This is a genomic window from Planococcus maritimus, assembly GCF_001687625.2.
Taxonomy (GTDB): Bacteria; Bacillota; Bacilli; order Bacillales_A; family Planococcaceae; genus Planococcus; species Planococcus maritimus.
This window is the reverse complement of sequence record NZ_CP016538.2, coordinates 2,610,301-2,627,529: the sequence shown is the minus strand read 5'-3', so window position 1 is coordinate 2,627,529 and position 17,229 is coordinate 2,610,301. Positions and strand designations below refer to the sequence as shown.

Below are 17,229 nucleotides of genomic sequence, written 5' to 3'. Positions count from 1 at the left end.
TCGTCACTGGTGTCATCAATATTTTCAAATAGGTTCACCATAAAGGGGGAAAAGGAGTGGCTGAAGTGAAAAGGATTCTGATAGTAGATGACCAACAAGGCATCCGCCTTTTATTGAAAGAAGTGTTTGAACGTGAGGGATACGAGACGTGGATTGCAGGCAGTGGCAGAGAAGCGTTGGAACTGACGGAAGAGGCGTGCCCTGATATTGTGCTGATGGATATGAAGATGCCCGGTATGGATGGCATCGAATTACTTAAGCAACTGAAGCAAAGGCAGCATGATTGCAAAGTGATCATGATGACGGCTTACGGTGAAATGGGCGTGATTGAGGAGTCGATGAATTGGGGAGTGGTGCGTTATTTCACCAAACCTTTCGATGTTTTCGAGCTGCGCGATGCTGTTGGTGAACTGATTAGCGATTAAATCGCCAGCGAGTGGCGAAATGGCGCCATTTTTGATATAGTGAAAAAGATATTGGGCTTGCGCCTACCCTGAGGAGGAAAATAATAATGCCATTAGTTTCAATGAAAGAAATGATGATAAAAGGTAAGCAGGAAGGTTATGCCATCGGGCAATTTAACCTGAACAACCTGGAATTTACACAAGCGATCCTGCAGGCGGCGGAGGAAGAAAAATCTCCAGTCATCTGCGGCGTCTCAGAAGGTGCAGCACGCTATATGGGTGGATTCACGACTGTCGTACATATGGTGAAAGGCCTAATGCATGATTACAATATTACCGTTCCGGTCGCTATCCATTTAGATCACGGTTCCAGTTTCGAAAAATGTAAAGAAGCGATCGATGCAGGTTTCACATCAGTGATGATCGATGCATCGCATCATCCATTTGAAGAAAACATTGAAATTACACGCAAGGTGGTTGAGTACGCACACGCTAAAGGCGTTTCTGTGGAAGCAGAACTCGGCATAGTAGGCGGCCAAGAAGACGATGTTATCGCAGAAGGCGTCATCTATGCTGACCCGAAAGAATGCCAAACACTCGTAGAACAAACAGGCATCGATTGCCTAGCGCCAGCGCTTGGATCGGTCCACGGGCCATATAAAGGCGAACCAAACCTTGGATTTGCTGAAATGGAAGAAATTTCACAACTTTGTGACGTGCCGCTTGTCTTACACGGCGGAACAGGCATCCCATTGAAAGATGTTCAACGTGCAGTATCCCTTGGTACATCAAAAATCAACGTCAACACGGAAAGCCAATTGGCGGCATCAAAAGCCATCCGTGAAAAATTGGCATCTGATGCAGACGTCTACGACCCACGTAAGTACTTGACGCCAGCACGTGATGCTATCAAAGCGACTGTCATCGGCAAAATGCGCGATTTCGGTAGTTCACAACAAGCAAATTCATAAAAACTTTGGGAGAGAGGCGGATCCGTCTCTTTTTCCACATATAGGAGGAAATCATTCATGAAATTTTTTATTGATACAGCAAATTTTGACGAAATTAAAGAAGCGCACGCTTGGGGGATTCTTTCTGGTGTCACAACTAACCCATCGCTTGTTGCAAAAGAAAAAGATGTCTCATTTCACGACCGCCTGAAAGAAATCGCCGATCTTGTCGATGGTTCGATCAGTGGCGAAGTCATCGCCCTTGATTCAGAAGGCATGATCAAAGAAGGCCGCGAATTGGCTGAACTTGCGCCAAATATCACAGTAAAATTGCCGATGACTCCAGAAGGCTTGAAAGCATGTGCAGTTCTTGCTGGAGAAGGCAAAAAAGTCAACGTTACATTGATCTTTAGCGCCAACCAAGCACTTCTTGCAGCACGTGCTGGAGCAGCTTATGTTTCTCCATTCCTTGGCCGCCTAGATGATATTGGACATAACGGCATGGATTTAATTGCACAAATTGCTGAGATTTTTGCAATCCACGAAATTGATTCAGAAATCATCGCCGCTTCAATCCGTCACCCGCAACACGTAACAGAAGCCGCTCTTAACGGCGCGCATATCGGCACAATGCCGATGAAAGTGCTTGAAATGATGTTCAAACATCCGTTGACGGATAAAGGCATCGAAGCATTCCTAGCCGACTGGGAAACACGCTCTGTGAAATAAGGCTGACAGGGAAAAGGAGAAATACAATGGACGTTTATAAAATAACAGGCGGCAAACGCCTATCTGGGACGATTAAAGTCAACGGCGCCAAAAATAGCGCCGTAGCACTCATCCCGGCTTCGATCTTGGCGAATTCGCCGGTTTCGATTGAAGGCTTGCCGGAAATTTCCGATGTTTGGACATTGAAAAATATTTTGGAAGAAATCGGAGGCTCCGTCACATTTGAAGACGGCGTCATGCAAATCGATCCGACAGAAATGGTCGACATGCCTTTGCCAAACGGCAACGTCAAAAAATTGCGGGCTTCCTACTATATGATGGGCGCAATGCTCGGACGTTTCAAGCACGCTGCGATCGGACTGCCAGGAGGCTGTTTCCTCGGGCCGCGTCCAATCGACCAGCATATTAAAGGTTTCGAAGCGCTAGGTGCAAAAGTAACCAACGAGCACGGTGCGATTTATTTGCGTGCTGATGAACTCCGCGGCGCAAAGATTTATCTAGATGTTGTTAGCGTAGGCGCAACGATTAATATCATGCTTGCAGCGGTTCGGGCGAAAGGGCAGACGGTGATTGAAAACGCGGCGAAAGAGCCGGAAATCATCGATGTCGCGACGCTTCTCACCAATATGGGCGCGAAAATCAAAGGTGCCGGTACCAATGTCATCCGTATCGAAGGTGTCGATGAACTTCATGGTACCAATCACACCATCATTCCAGACCGCATCGAAGCCGGGACTTTCATGATTATGGCGGCAGCTGCTGGTGACGGGGTAACGATTGATAACGTTATTCCTTTCCATATGGAAGCATTAACTGCGAAGCTCCGTGAAATGGGCGTCGAAGTACAAGAAGACGAGGAATCGATCCACATTCCGAAAACCGAAAACTTGCAGCCAATCGATGTGAAAACTTTGGTGTATCCAGGGTTTGCGACCGATTTGCAGCAGCCGTTCTCGGTCTTGATGACACAAGCACACGGATCTTCGATGATCACCGATACCATTTATTCGGCACGCTTCAAGCATATCGATGAGCTGCGCCGCATGAATGCGGTTGGACGTGTCGAAGGACGTGCTGCTGTCGTTACTGGGCCGACGCCATTGACTGCAGCGACCGTTGTTGCTTCCGATTTGCGTGCAGGCGCTGCACTAGTTATCGCAGGCTTGCTTGCTGAAGGTGAAACGGAAGTGCGTGAGATTTATCACATTGAACGCGGCTATTCAAACATCATTGAAAAACTGCGTGGCCTAGGCGCTGACATTCGCCGTGAAACAATTGACCCGGTAGCAAGCGGCAAGTCGTCCGACCTCAGTTCAGACGTGAATTGACTCTCTAATGAGTGTTCTATATATGCTACAATATAAATGGCATATTTAAAGAGTGAACGGAGGAAATGAATTATGGAACGAAGTCTTTCGATGGAATTAGTGCGGATTACAGAGGCGGCAGCAATCGCTTCTTCTAAATGGATGGGCCGCGGCTTGAAAAATGAAGCAGATGATGCGGCTACGGAAGCGATGCGCACTGTATTCGACACGATCCCGATGCGCGGAACCGTTGTTATCGGCGAAGGCGAAATGGACGAAGCTCCGATGCTCTATATCGGCGAAAAACTTGGTTCAGGCGACGGCCCTGAAGTGGACGTGGCGGTTGACCCGGTAGAAGGCACGAATATTGTCGCTGCCGGCGGCTGGAATGCGATTGCCGTATTGGCGATTGCGGACCGCGGAAATTTACTCAATGCACCGGATATGTATATGGACAAAATTGCGGTCGGCCCTGAAGCTGTCGGCACAATTGACATCAATGCCCCGGTCATCGACAATTTACGCGCAGTAGCCAAAGCGAAAAACAAGGACATCGAGGACGTTGTCGCAACGATTATCGATCGTCCGCGCCATGCACAGATCATCAAGGAAATCCGTGAAGCGGGAGCTCGTATCAAATTGATTACAGACGGTGATATTGCCGGCGCTATCAATACAGCTTTCGACCAAACGGGTGTCGATATCCTATTCGGGATAGGCGGAGCTCCGGAAGGGGTTATATCAGCAGTTGGCTTGAAATGTCTCGGAGGAGAATTTCAAGGGAAACTGATGCCTCAGGACGAAGAGGAAAGACAACGCTGCCTGGATATGGGCCTTGAAGTCGATAAAGTGTTGATGATGGATGACCTAGTTAAAGGCGACGATGCGATCTTTGCAGCAACCGGGATTACAGACGGAGAACTTCTTCGTGGTGTCCAACTGAAAGGTGCTTTTGCAGAAAGCCATACCTTGGTCATGCGCGCGAAATCCGGCACGGTTCGTTTTGTCGAGGGGCGCCATAGCCTTAAGAAAAAACCGGATCTTGTCATGAAAGATTAATTTCTATACTCCAAACCTGAGTCCGGCTTTATGCCGGGCTCCTTCTTTAATGACTCCAGAACAATCGAAATTCCCCAAAAAAATCGAAACTAATGATAAGTGTGGTGTCCAACTAGATGGCAACGATGACAATTTCCGCTTTGGAAAATATGACGCTCAAAGAACTTTATAACTTGGCGAAAGAATACAAATTAAATAATTACAGCAAACTGACAAAAAAAGAATTGATTTTCGCCATTCTCAAAACCCGTGCAGAACAGGAAGGCTTCTTTTTCATGGAAGGTGTTTTGGAAATCATTCAATCGGAAGGTTTCGGTTTCCTTCGCCCAATCAACTATTCACCAAGTTCGCAGGACATTTACATCTCTGCTTCCCAGATCCGCCGTTTCGACCTTAGAAATGGAGATAAAGTATCCGGCAAGGTTCGGCCACCTAAAGAAAACGAACGTTATTTTGGGCTGCTTCAAGTAGAAGCAGTAAACGGTGAAGACCCAGAAGTCGCGAAAGAGCGCGTCCATTTTCCAGGCCTGACACCATTGTATCCGGATCGTCATATCTTATTAGAGACTGGGCCGGAACATTTATCTACGCGCATTATGGATCTCATCTCACCTGTCGGATTCGGCCAGCGCGGATTGATTGTGGCGCCGCCGAAAGCCGGAAAAACGATGCTCTTAAAAGAAATTGCCAATGCTGTAACGACAAACCATCCGGAAGCGGAATTGATTGTCCTGTTAATCGATGAACGGCCAGAAGAAGTGACGGATATCGAACGTTCGGTTGACGCTGATGTGGTATCTTCAACTTTCGATGAAGTTCCTGAAAATCATGTCAAAGTGGCCGAGCTGGTTCTCGAACGTGCGATGCGTCTTGTTGAACATAAGCGCGATGTCGTCATTTTGATGGACTCTATCACTCGTTTGGCGCGTGCCTATAATTTGGTGATCCCACCAAGTGGGCGTACGTTGTCCGGAGGGATTGACCCTGCTGCATTTCATCGCCCGAAGCGCTTTTTCGGCGCCGCGCGTAATATCGAAGAAGGTGGCAGTTTGACGATTCTCGCAACGGCACTCGTTGATACAGGTTCCCGCATGGATGAAGTCATTTACGAAGAGTTCAAGGGCACCGGCAATATGGAGCTGCATTTAGATCGCAGTTTGGCGGAACGCCGCATTTTCCCGGCGCTTGATATCCGCCGCTCAGGAACCCGCAAGGAAGAATTGTTGATGAAACCGGAACAACTTGATAAACTATGGACTATCCGCAAAACCTTTTCGGATACGCCGGACTTTACAGAGCGTTTCATGAAAAAGCTCAGCCATTCGAAAACGAATGAAGAGTTTTTCAGTCAATTGCCAAGAGACGGCAAAGCATCACGCACAACGCGAAAGCCGATTTGATTGCTTGCAAAAGCAGTTAAGTTTTGCTATGATTATAAGAGTGAAACAAAACAGTACTATTGCATATACGACCTAACGAGCCGTGTAAGGCAATAGGCTAAATAGATTAAACTCTGTTCCAGATGGTTCAGGGCGGGAGGAGAAAACATTATGAAAACAGGTATTCACCCAGAGTACAAAAAAGCAACGGTGACTTGCTCATGCGGCAACTCATTCGAAACAGGTTCAGTAAAAGAGAACATTAACGTTGAGCTTTGCTCAGAATGTCATCCATTCTATACTGGACGTCAAAAATTCGCAGCTGCAGATGGCCGCGTAGACCGTTTCAACAAAAAATACGGTCTCAAAGAAGAAATCAACAACTAAGTCACCATTATACCCGTCCGTCGCGAAAACGCCGGATGGGTATTTTTTTTCGCCGTATAACGGAAAAAATCAATTACATAGCAAAAAAATGATAGGCATTACCAACATTTTTGGTATGATACTAACAGTGAATGTTTGAAAGGGGTCTCCACTATGTACGTCATGAAACAGACTGGATGGGTCGAGTTGATCTGCGGAAGCATGTTTTCGGGAAAATCGGAAGAATTGATCCGCCGTATCCGCCGTGCGCAATTCGCCAAGCAGAAAATTGCAGTATTCAAGCCGAAATTGGACAATCGCTATAGTGAAGAGGCAGTGGTTTCTCATAACGGGACTACGGTCATCGCGTTGCCAATCGGCCATTCCGGCGAGATGAAAGAATATATAAACGATGAATTTGATATTATCGCAATCGACGAAGCGCAATTTTTTGATATGGAAATTATTGATCACGTTCAGCAATTAGCAGACCATGGATTCCGTGTTATCGTCGCAGGTCTCGACCAGGATTTCCGCGGCGTGCCGTTCGGTCCGATGCCTTCCTTACTATCGATTGCAGAACAAGTAACGAAATTGCAGGCTGTTTGCACCGTCTGCGGATCACCCGCGAGCCGCACACAACGCCTGATCGACGGCAAGCCAGCCGGTTCGGATGACCCGATTATTCTAGTTGGCGCATCCGAAGCCTACGAACCACGCTGCCGCCATCACCACGAAGTTCCGGCTGGCGTTACCGTTACAGAATAAGAACCAATTTCGGGAACAATGAAATTCTATGCACAGAATTATCGACTTTATATAGAAGAAACTAGAGGTGAAAACAATGTTTGACCGTTTACAGTCTGTCGAAGACAGATACGACCGTCTCAACGAAATGTTGAGTGACCCGGATATTGTCAGCGATACGAATAAGCTGCGCGATTACTCCAAAGAACAATCCGATTTGCAGGAAACGGTGGAAACCTACCGTGAATACAAAGATGTCCAAACACAACTGGCGGATTCCAAAGCGATGTTTGAAGAAAAAATGGATGCCGACATGCGTGAAATGGTTAAAGAAGAAGTTGCGGAACTCGAAGGCCGTTCAAAAGAATTAGAAGAACGCCTTCACATCCTATTGATTCCAAAAGACCCGAATGATGACAAAAACGTTATCATGGAAATCCGTGGCGCAGCTGGCGGCGACGAAGCTGCCTTGTTCGCAGGCGATTTGTTCAAGATGTATTCCCGTTTTGCAGAAGCAAATGGCTGGAAAGTGCAGATCATGGACTCGAACACGACGGAAATCGGTGGATTTAAAGAATTGGTCTTTATGGTAGCCGGCAAAGGCGCTTATTCCAAACTTAAATATGAAAACGGCGCGCATCGTGTACAGCGTGTTCCTGAAACTGAATCGGGCGGGCGCATCCATACGTCGACAGCAACGGTCGCTTGTTTGCCAGAAGTAGAAGAAGTCGAAGTTGATATACACGACAATGACATCCGCGTCGATACGTACGCATCATCAGGTGCAGGAGGACAATCAGTCAACACGACGATGTCCGCTGTACGTTTGACGCATTTACCGACCAATATCGTTGTTACATGCCAAGATGAAAAATCACAGATTAAAAACAAAGCGAGCGCGATGAAAGTATTGCGTGCCCGCGTATATGAAAAGTTCCAGCAAGAAGCACAAGCAGAATATGATTCCGTACGTAAATCCGCTGTCGGTACGGGTGACCGTTCAGAGCGTATCCGCACTTATAACTTCCCGCAAAACCGAGTGACGGACCATCGAATTGGTTTGACCATCCAGAAGCTAGACCAAATCTTGCAAGGCAAAATGGATGAAATTGTTGACGCCCTGGTGATCGATGAACAATCAACGAGGATGGAGAGCTTAAATAATGAACAAAGTTAATACCTTAACGACAGTGGAATTTGTCTACGAAGCCTTGGAGCAAGCAACTAGCTATTTAAAGCAAAACGGACGTGAAGAAACACCAGCCCGCATTTTATTGCAGCATGAACTGGGGATGGATTACTCCGAATTAGTCGCAGCAATGCGCGACAAAATCGAAGATCGTCAATTTGAAGCCTTTTGGGCAAATGTTGAAGAGTTGGTTGAGGGTGTACCCGTCCAACATTTAACGGGTGTTGAACAATTTTACGGAAGAACTTTTCAAGTATCGCCTGCTGTGCTTATTCCGCGTCCGGAAACAGAAGAACTTATCGAAGAGACCTTAAAGTTGAAGCGTGAGCTATTTGGCACTGATGAAGTTCAAGCAGCAGACATTGGCACAGGCAGTGGAGTTATTGCAATTACTTTGAAACGTGAATTGCCAGAAGTAGAAGTAATGGCTACGGATATTTCTGAAGAAGCTTTGTTTGTGGCTGAGCGCAATGCAGAAGCCTTGAATGCAGACGTCCATTTCACAAAAGGGGATCTGGCGTCACCGCTTGCAGGGAGAAAATGGGATATAATTCTCTCCAATCCGCCATATATCGCTCATCACGAAGCATCTGGTTTATCTGATACAGTTCGTGAATACGAGCCGCATCAGGCTTTATTCGCTGACCGCGAAGGACTTGCAGCTTATGAAACTTTGGCTGAACAAGTACCTCAATTGATCAGCCGCCCTGGTGTCATCGGTCTCGAAATAGGCAATAGCCAAGGTGCTGCAGTCGTTGCTTTGTTCCAAAAAGCTTTGCCGGAAGCCCACGTTTACTGTAAAAAAGATATCAACAAACACGACCGCATGGTATTTTGTATTTTAGAGTAAATTGTGCACAAATTACCTGTTGTTAAGGGGTGTTATCCACAAAATGTGGATACTGTCACCAAAACCTTATTGTACTGGAGATGTTTAGGTGGAAACAAAAACGATTCTTGTGGATGAACATGTGAACAATGACGAAAATTATACACAAGCTGTGGATAACATTCGCAGAGGGGAAGTTGTGGCATTTCCCACCGAAACCGTATACGGCCTCGGAGCGGATGCCATGAACGCTGAAGCGGTCGATAAGATCTTTGAAGCAAAAGGCCGTCCGACTGATAACCCGTTGATTGTTCACGTGGATTCCAAAGAAACCGCCTTGGAGTATGTTGAAGAAGTTCCTGAAAAAGCGCTGCAATGCATGGATGCTTTTTGGCCAGGGGCACTGACTTTAATCATGCAGGCGAAACCAGATATCTTTGCTTCTAACGTAACCGCTGGCTTGCCAACAGTAGGCATTCGCGTACCGAATCATCCAGTTGCGTTAAACTTATTGAAGCAATTAAAGCGGCCAGTTGCAGCGCCGAGCGCCAATACGAGCGGAAAACCGAGCCCGACTTTGGCTGAACATGTTTACTTTGATATGAACGGAAAGATTCCACTCATTTTGGATGGCGGACCGACACAAGTCGGGATCGAATCCACTGTGTTGGATATGACTTGCGCACCGCCAGTCATTTTACGTCCTGGTCAAGTAACAAAAGAGCAGTTGGAAGAAGTGATCGGCACAGTCCGTTTGTCTTCTGAAACAAAAGGCAACACACCCAAAGCTCCCGGCATGAAATACGCCCATTACGCGCCGCAAGCACCGCTTTATCTAATCGAGCACAATAGCAAGCTCATCGAAAAAGCAATCGACCACATCCATGGTAAAAAGAAAAAAATCGCGGTACTGAGCCGCGAAGATTTCGTAGCTGCAGATTATTGCTTCCCGCTGGCTGTGGATAAGTTGTACGACAGCCTGCGCCGATGCGACCAGACGGATGCCGATCTGATTCTCGCTTGCGTGTTGCCGGAAAACGAAGACGCTGCCCTGATGAACCGCCTGGAAAAAGCTGCGGATCATAAATGGTTCAGCTGACGCCGGCAAACGAATTGAATGACAGTATGTAAAGCCACTGGGAAAATTCCAGTGGCTTTTTGTGTTTAAAATTAAGTCAGAGAGGTGAGGCTCCGTTGCAAAGGGAACACTTGGGGCCTGCAGGATACGAGTCATGCAGCTGATACGACAGGACGTCGCGCTTTCAGCTGCCTGTGAATGGGGCGGGAGTTGAGCCGCTTCCCTCACTAGTGCTCAATCCAGAGTACCTAGTTTCTCTATAATCGGACATCATATGAAAAGCGTTGCTCAACTTTCGCTATGCTCAAGCTTCGCAAATGAATGGACTCGGCTTCCCTCGCCATCCATTCGCCCCTTTCCGCTTCATCTCTAGTTTTAGAAAATAAATTAAATGCATCTGGCAATAAAATTAATTTGAATAGCTTTGTTCAGCTTTGTAAGTTCAAATTGAATAGCCGCCACGGCAACTTCGTAACCATCAAGTCTAGCTAAGCGTCCCCGCCAGCGGATGAAAGCAATAAACGGCGATAGCCCCTCACACGCAACACCCAATGAAATCTAAAGCCAAACCGCGTCCACGGGCGAGCCGAAGCCATAAGACAAGCGTTCTTCTTGGCTTATGGCAGGAGGCCAGCCCAAAGCGGGGAGGCGGCTGCTTCGAGATGAACTAACCAATGGCCGATTCATCTGACTATTAAGCCCAGCTAAGCGTCCCCGCCGGCGGATGAAAGCAATAAACGGCGATAGCCCCTCGCACACAACACCCAATGAAATCTAAAGCCGAACCGCGCACAAGGGCGAGCCGAAGCCATAAGACGAGCGTCCTTCTCGGCTTATGGCAGGAGGCCAGCCCAAAGCGGGAAGCGACTGCTTCGTGACAAAACAATCAACGAATAATTCATCTCACTATCAAGACCAGCTAAGAGTCCCCACCAGCGGATGAAAACAATAAACGGTGATACCTACTCGCACACAACACCCAATGAAACCTAAAGCCGAACTGCGCACCAGGGCTCAGTGCGAAAGGCCAGCCCCAAGCGGAAGGCGACTGCTTCGCGATGAACGAATCAACGAAGGATTCACCTCACTATCAAGTCCAGCTTTCCACAATAACTTCTACACATTCAAGCCCAATCCGCATCCATACAATAGCTTGATAAAGTACGTTATAATAGAACTTAGAGACACATCATCCCATAAATGCAATGAACGGAAAGATGATGACAGAGAAAAGCAAAACAAGGGGGGATTAGATGAAGATTTTATTCGTCTGCACAGGCAATACATGCCGCAGCCCAATGGCAGAAGCAATTGTGCACACCCGCAATATCGAGGGAATGGAAGCGCGCTCGGCAGGGATCTACGCAGGGCAAGCACCATTGTCGGCAAATGCACAAACCGTTCTGAGCGAACAGTCCATTGAATTTGACCATACCTCGAAGCCGCTGAACCCGCGTGACGTGGAATGGGCGGAGTTGATTTTGACCATGACGTATTCACATAAGATGATGCTCATGCAAATTTATCCTGAAGTGGCAACTAGACTGCACACCGTAAAAGAATTTGCAGAAGGTTCTACTGGCGATGTCAGCGATCCTTACGGCGGCTCTTTGGATGAATACCGGAGAACTTATAAAGAGCTGGAGCAATTAATCGACAAGATGGCAAGTCAATTCGATGAAAAGTAGCGGGAAAGAGCTGTCCAAGAGCCTAAATGCATGTGCTAGCGGACAGCTCTTTTTAATGGCTGGCTCGCGAGGATTTTAGTTGCAGAAAGCGGGTACGGGGAAGTAACATGGAACTGTTCAAAAATGTTAGAATTGAATAAAAGCGCCGGCACTGATTTACAGGTTGCCCGCTAAATGAAAACGAAAAGAGGGTTAATTATGAAAATAGCAATTTCATCAGACCACGGCGGCAATAATTTGCGCAAGGAGATTGTCAACTTATTAAACGAACTGGGGATTGAATATAAAGACTTCGGACCACAAACGGACGATTCTGTCGACTATCCGGACTATGCACAACCGGTAGCGGAAGGTGTGGCAAACGGAGAATTTGATAAAGGCATTTTGATTTGTGGCACAGGTATTGGCATGTCGATTTCCGCCAATAAAGTAAAAGGCATTCGCTGTGCGTTAGTTCACGATGTGTTCAGTGCAAAAGCAACCCGTGAGCATAACGATTCGAATGTCTTGGCGATGGGCGAACGTGTCATTGGACCAGGACTCGCGAAAGAAATTGCGAGAACATGGCTGACGACTGATTTTGAAGGCGGCCGTCATGAAAACCGCGTCCAGAAAATCAGTGCACTCGAAAACTAAGGAGGAGTAAGCATGCAAAGCTTGTGGCAGTTGCAGCTTGAAGAGGTTCTCTCAGAATTGGAGCAACAGATTGCATTCAAGGAAGGCCAGGTATTCGTCATTGGCTGTTCCACATCAGAAGTGGCCGGTGAGCGTATCGGTACAGGTGGCGGGCTTGATATTGCAGAAAGTTTGTTTGAACCGCTGCGCGTGTTTGCCGAACGCCATGGCTTGTTTCTAGCTTTTCAAGGTTGTGAGCACATCAACCGCGCGTTGACCATCGAGCGGGCAGCTGCCGAACGCTATGGCTTGGAACCGGTATCGGTAGTACCGGTAGCAAAAGCAGGTGGTTCAATGAGCGCTTACGCTTACATGAATATGACAGACCCGGTCGTCGTCGAAGAAATTGCTGCCCACGCCGGAGTGGACATTGGGCAGACGATGATTGGCATGCATTTAAAAAGAGTCGCCGTTCCGGTGCGGACTTCTGTTAAACTAGTAGGGGAAGCGATCGTCTCGAGTGCGACCACACGGCCGAAATTGATCGGCGGTGCCCGTGCAAGCTACGATCGCCAGGTACTTCAATCACGGGAGGGAAAGACAGATGGAATTGATTAAGGCGCAGGACCAGGCAGTATATGAAGCAATGAACGCGGAAAAAGAACGCCAGGAAGCGAATATTGAGTTAATCGCATCGGAAAACTTTGTATCTCAGGCAGTGATGGATGCACAAGGATCCGTGTTGACCAATAAATACGCAGAAGGCTATCCAGGCAAACGCTATTACGGCGGTTGTGAATTTGTCGACGTAGTGGAAAACATCGCACGTGATCGCTTGAAAGAAATTTTCGGTGCAGACCATGCGAACGTCCAGCCACACTCCGGTTCACAAGCGAATATGGCTGTGTATACAGCGATGCTTGAACAAGGCGATACGGTCCTTGGCATGAACTTGAACCATGGCGGGCATTTGACGCATGGCAGCAAAGTCAACTTCAGCGGCATGCAGTACAATTTTGTTGAGTACGGTGTCGATAAAGACACGCAATTGCTTGATTACGAAGCCGTTCGTCAGGCAGCTCTTGAGCACAAGCCGAAAATGATCGTTGCCGGTGCCAGTGCGTATTCCCGTACATTGGATTTTGCGAAATTCCGTGAAATCGCTGATGAAGTCGATGCTTACTTGATGGTCGATATGGCGCATATTGCAGGGCTCGTCGCAACCGGTGCCCATCCAAATCCAGTGCCTCATGCACATTTTGTCACTTCCACTACCCATAAAACATTGCGCGGCCCTCGCGGCGGTTTGATTCTTTGCAAAGAAGAATTTGCGAAGAAAATCGATAAAATCATTTTCCCAGGCATTCAGGGAGGCCCGTTAATGCACGTCATCGCAGCAAAAGCTGTGGCATTTGGCGAAGCCCAGCAGCCTGAGTTCAAAGATTATATCGACCAAGTCGTCAAAAATGCGAATGCCTTGGCTGATAGTTTAACGGCAGAAGGCGTGAATATCGTATCCGGCGGCACAGACAACCATCTATTGCTACTTGATCTCCGTTCCCTTAACTTGACGGGGAAAGTCGCGGAACATGTGTTGGATGAAGTCGGTATTACGACGAACAAAAACACCATTCCGTTTGATCCTGAAAGCCCATTTGTCACATCTGGCATCCGTCTTGGAACAGCAGCCGTAACATCCCGCGGCTTTAAAGAAGAAGAAATGAAGGAGATTGCTTCCATCATGGCCCTTCTACTGAAAAATTCGGAAGATGAAGCTGTGAAGAAAGAAGCCGCTGAGCGTACAGCAAAATTGACCGCTGCTCATGCTTTGTACAAGTAAGCAGTCGGCTATTTAGATGAATACTGAAGTGAATAAAGCCGCCTTATGTATTGGCGGCTTTTTTTTACCATACATAGTAAGAAAAATTCGGGGGGACGCGTATGCATCAATATGAAATCCAAGAAGACCGGAAAGTGATCATAGATTGGCTGCGCCGTCTCGGGCTCGAATTCCATACAAGTTTTGTGGTCGTGAATCCGGAAATTCCGGACCATCCAATCGCCTATGCCAATGACGCGTTTTTTGAGATGACCGGTTACAGGGAAGAGGAAGTTGTGGGCGAAAACGGCAAATTTTTGCATGGCACAAAGACTGATGCAGCTATTGGCAGTCAAATTCGTGAGGCGACAGCTTCTGCTAAGCCAGGAGTCTTTGAAATCGTCAATTACCGCAAAGACGGTACGCCTTTTTGGAATGAGATTACCGTCCAACCCTTGGCATTTCCAGAAAAATCATTGCGCTATACGTTAATGCTGCAACGTGATATCAGCGACCGCCGCCGTGCGGAAACTTTAATTGATTTGCAGAAAGAAACGTATAAAGGAATTGAAAAAGGCCATGCGCTCGGGATGTTGCTGCAAAATATTTGCGGAACGACTGAATCGTTTTTCCTTGATGGAGTGCGCTGTACCGTTCTGCTCGTAGATGAGGCCAATCGTTTCCAAATAGGTGCGGGGAAATCAATGCCGGACGACTTCCTCAAAAAAATTAGCGGGGTGGAAGTATCACCGGATTCTAGCCCGTGTGGAGCGGCATATTCTCGTCAAGAACCTGTCGTCGCGGAGAATGCTTTTGAAAGTGAGCTATTGGCGGACAAGCACGGAGATCTTATGGAGTTTAACATCAAAGCGATTTGGTCCGTCCCAATTTTCAACGGCAAAGATGAAGCAATCGGAACGTTTGGAATCTATTTTCCTCAAGTGTACAAGCCAACGAAAAAAGATTTAACATTTATGGAAGAAATTTCGTCAATCGTTTCGCTGGCCGTAAAATTTTCAAGCCAACAAGAAGAAATTTTGCGCCTTGCCTATATCGATGAAGAATCTGGACTGCCGAACCGCCATTATTTCCGTACCGAGCTGAAAGAATTGTTGAAGGATGGAAAAGAAGGCGTAGTTGCTTTTATTTCAGCAGACGAATTTATCAAAATCAGCGATCAATATGGACATCGGGCAGGAAATGATTTATGCCGAGAACTCGGCCGCCGCCTTGTTCTGGCGGGGGGAGCGGGGGGAAAACTGGTCGCCCGCTTTTCAGATGCCAGATTGTCACTTTACAGCTCGGTTCCGCTAATCCGCGCCCCTGAATTCTTGGAGGATGTGTTGAAAAGTCTCCGGGAGCCGGTAACGATCGGTGAACTGGATCTGTTTTTGACAGTCAAAGTAGGTGTGGCAATTGTTACGCCTGCCCAACAGAATGCGGAGGAATTGGTGCGTTGTGCAGATAGCGCTTTGTCGAAAGCGAAGGAGCGGATTGGTGAAGCAGTTTGTTATTTCGAAAATGAGCAAGACGAACTGATGATGCGCGATTTACGAGTGGCCAATGCATTAACGGCAGCGCTCAAGCGCAAGGAAATCAGCGTCTTTTTACAGCCGAAAGTGTCGCTTGAAAGTAGAGAGATTGTGGGATTTGAAGCGTTGGCCCGTTGGAAGTCGCCAGAACTTGGGGACATTTCACCTGCTATTTTCATACCTGCCGCCGAAAAAAATGGCAAAATCCGTCAACTGGAGCAGCATGTCATCGAACAGGTCTTAGCTTGGCTGAAAAAGCGCCAGGATCAGGGCTTGGGACTGCGTCAAGTGGCGATCAATATTTCGGCCGAGCATTTCTTTCACCATTCGTTTATTCCTCATTTAGTGGATGTAACGAGTAAGTTCGGCATAGATCCGAAATGGATTCAGTTGGAGATTACGGAGCGTATCGGCGTCGTCGATATTGATACGGCAAGCAAAGTGTTCGATCAGCTGAAGAACTATGGCTTTGCGACTTCGATCGATGATTTCGGGACGGGCTATTCCTCGCTTAGCTATCTGCAAAAACTTCCTGTCGAAGAAATTAAAATCGATCGATCGTTCGTTTCTCATATGGATGAACACGGAACGCGCGCTGTCATTCGGACCATCATTCAACTCGCAGATAATTTAGGATTGCGCGCTGTCGCGGAAGGCATCGAGACAGAAGAAGACCGCACGCAATTGCTTGGCATGGGCTGCACCATCGCCCAAGGATTTTTATTCCATCGACCGATGCCGCTTGATGAAGCGCATCTTCTTTAACCGGGGCATTTGCTCCCGGTTTTTTATTTTGCCTGCAAAAGTTGACTGAATAATTCTAATGCAGGAGTGAAGCTCTAAAACTGGTTCATTTCTGTTATACTGTTTAGGAAAATGTATGAAAAAGGAGAGATACACTGTGGGAAAAGTATTCGTTTTTGATCATCCGCTGATCCAGCATAAACTGACGTATATCCGCGACAAATCGACGGGGACAAAAGAATTCCGTGAATTGGTTGATGAGATTTCAACATTGATGGCTTTTGAAATCACGCGTGAGCTTCCGCTTCAGGAAATCGATGTGGAGACTCCAGTACAAGTCGCCAAATCGAATGTATTGGCCGGGAAGAAATTGGGCATCGTGCCTATCCTGCGCGCAGGCATCGGAATGGTCGATGGTGTCTTGAAGTTGATCCCAGCAGCTAAAGTTGGACATATCGGCTTGTACCGCGACCCAGAAACTTTGCAACCAGTCGAATATTATTTTAAAATGCCTTCCGATGTATCTGAACGTGAATTGATTGTTGTCGATCCGATGCTTGCAACAGGCGGTTCTGCAATTGAAGCCGTCAATTCCTTGAAAAAACGCGGCGCGACTAAAATCAGATTCATGTGCATCATTGCAGCTCCAGAAGGTGTGGAAGCTTTGCAGAAAGCACATCCGGAAGTGGATATCTATATTGCCGCACTCGATGAAAAGCTCAATGAAAAAGGCTATATCGTGCCTGGTCTCGGCGATGCTGGAGATCGCTTGTTCGGAACAAAATAAGAAAGCG

Annotated in this window: 17 protein-coding genes; all 17 read left to right on the top strand. The window is 47.3% G+C overall.

Annotated elements, in window-relative coordinates; genetic code table 11:
* Nucleotides 1-65 precede the first annotated feature (65 nt).
* The 17 genes from BBI11_RS13055 to upp all read left to right on the top strand — a co-directional run bounded on the left by BBI11_RS13055 (nt 66) and on the right by upp (nt 17,222).
* Entirely contained in the window at nt 66-425 is a 360-nt protein-coding gene (locus tag BBI11_RS13055) for a response regulator (RefSeq protein WP_068465771.1), read from the top strand.
* Nucleotides 426-511: 86 nt separating this feature from the next.
* Complete coding sequence (locus BBI11_RS13050) at nt 512-1,375, top strand: class II fructose-bisphosphate aldolase (RefSeq protein ID WP_068464199.1); 864 nt, start codon at nt 512-514, stop codon at nt 1,373-1,375.
* A 57-nt stretch (nt 1,376-1,432) separates the two neighbouring features.
* The gene (fsa, locus tag BBI11_RS13045) at nt 1,433-2,083 is read left to right on the top strand and encodes a fructose-6-phosphate aldolase (RefSeq protein ID WP_068464197.1); all 651 of its coding nucleotides are present in this window, start codon (nt 1,433-1,435) and stop codon (nt 2,081-2,083) included.
* A 26-nt stretch (nt 2,084-2,109) separates the two neighbouring features.
* Nucleotides 2,110-3,411: a UDP-N-acetylglucosamine 1-carboxyvinyltransferase gene (locus BBI11_RS13040; RefSeq protein WP_068464194.1), complete on the top strand. Its 1,302-nt coding sequence runs from the start codon at nt 2,110-2,112 to the stop codon at nt 3,409-3,411.
* A 72-nt stretch (nt 3,412-3,483) separates the two neighbouring features.
* Nucleotides 3,484-4,449 (top strand): class II fructose-bisphosphatase, encoded by a 966-nt coding sequence (gene glpX, locus BBI11_RS13035; protein WP_068464191.1) that lies wholly within the window; start codon nt 3,484-3,486, stop codon nt 4,447-4,449.
* Nucleotides 4,450-4,565: 116 nt separating this feature from the next.
* Nucleotides 4,566-5,849 carry a transcription termination factor Rho gene (rho, locus tag BBI11_RS13030; protein ID WP_068464188.1) on the top strand — a complete coding sequence of 428 codons (1,284 nt, stop codon included), beginning with the start codon at nt 4,566-4,568 and terminating at the stop codon, nt 5,847-5,849.
* Between the two features lie 150 nt (nt 5,850-5,999).
* Nucleotides 6,000-6,215, top strand: coding sequence for a 50S ribosomal protein L31 (rpmE, locus tag BBI11_RS13025; protein ID WP_058382951.1), 216 nt, complete (start codon nt 6,000-6,002; stop codon nt 6,213-6,215).
* A gap of 153 nt (nt 6,216-6,368) precedes the next feature.
* The gene (locus BBI11_RS13020) at nt 6,369-6,962 is read left to right on the top strand and encodes a thymidine kinase (RefSeq protein WP_068464185.1); all 594 of its coding nucleotides are present in this window, start codon (nt 6,369-6,371) and stop codon (nt 6,960-6,962) included.
* A gap of 76 nt (nt 6,963-7,038) precedes the next feature.
* On the top strand, nt 7,039-8,118 hold the full coding sequence (gene prfA / locus BBI11_RS13015; protein ID WP_068464182.1) for a peptide chain release factor 1: 1,080 nt from the start codon (nt 7,039-7,041) through the stop codon (nt 8,116-8,118).
* Nucleotides 8,105-8,980, top strand: a complete 876-nt coding sequence (gene prmC / locus BBI11_RS13010) for a peptide chain release factor N(5)-glutamine methyltransferase (RefSeq protein WP_068464179.1) — start codon at nt 8,105-8,107, stop codon at nt 8,978-8,980. Before prfA ends, prmC begins: the two co-directional genes overlap by 14 nt.
* 88 nt (nt 8,981-9,068) lie before the next feature.
* Nucleotides 9,069-10,058: an L-threonylcarbamoyladenylate synthase gene (locus BBI11_RS13005; protein ID WP_068464174.1), complete on the top strand. Its 990-nt coding sequence runs from the start codon at nt 9,069-9,071 to the stop codon at nt 10,056-10,058.
* Nucleotides 10,059-11,290: 1,232 nt separating this feature from the next.
* Entirely contained in the window at nt 11,291-11,725 is a 435-nt protein-coding gene (locus BBI11_RS13000; protein WP_068464171.1) for a low molecular weight protein arginine phosphatase, read from the top strand.
* 198 nt (nt 11,726-11,923) lie between these two features.
* Nucleotides 11,924-12,361 (top strand): ribose 5-phosphate isomerase B, encoded by a 438-nt coding sequence (rpiB, locus tag BBI11_RS12995; RefSeq protein WP_068464168.1) that lies wholly within the window; start codon nt 11,924-11,926, stop codon nt 12,359-12,361.
* Nucleotides 12,362-12,373: 12 nt separating this feature from the next.
* On the top strand, nt 12,374-12,958 hold the full coding sequence (locus tag BBI11_RS12990; RefSeq protein ID WP_068464165.1) for a TIGR01440 family protein: 585 nt from the start codon (nt 12,374-12,376) through the stop codon (nt 12,956-12,958).
* Nucleotides 12,945-14,180 carry a serine hydroxymethyltransferase gene (locus BBI11_RS12985; RefSeq protein WP_068464162.1) on the top strand — a complete coding sequence of 412 codons (1,236 nt, stop codon included), beginning with the start codon at nt 12,945-12,947 and terminating at the stop codon, nt 14,178-14,180. The genes BBI11_RS12990 and BBI11_RS12985 overlap by 14 nt, the downstream gene beginning before the upstream one ends.
* Before the next feature lie 101 nt (nt 14,181-14,281).
* Nucleotides 14,282-16,456: a bifunctional diguanylate cyclase/phosphodiesterase gene (locus BBI11_RS12980; protein WP_068464160.1), complete on the top strand. Its 2,175-nt coding sequence runs from the start codon at nt 14,282-14,284 to the stop codon at nt 16,454-16,456.
* 136 nt (nt 16,457-16,592) lie between these two features.
* The gene (gene upp / locus BBI11_RS12975; RefSeq protein WP_068464157.1) at nt 16,593-17,222 is read left to right on the top strand and encodes a uracil phosphoribosyltransferase; all 630 of its coding nucleotides are present in this window, start codon (nt 16,593-16,595) and stop codon (nt 17,220-17,222) included.
* Nucleotides 17,223-17,229: the final 7 nt, after the last annotated feature.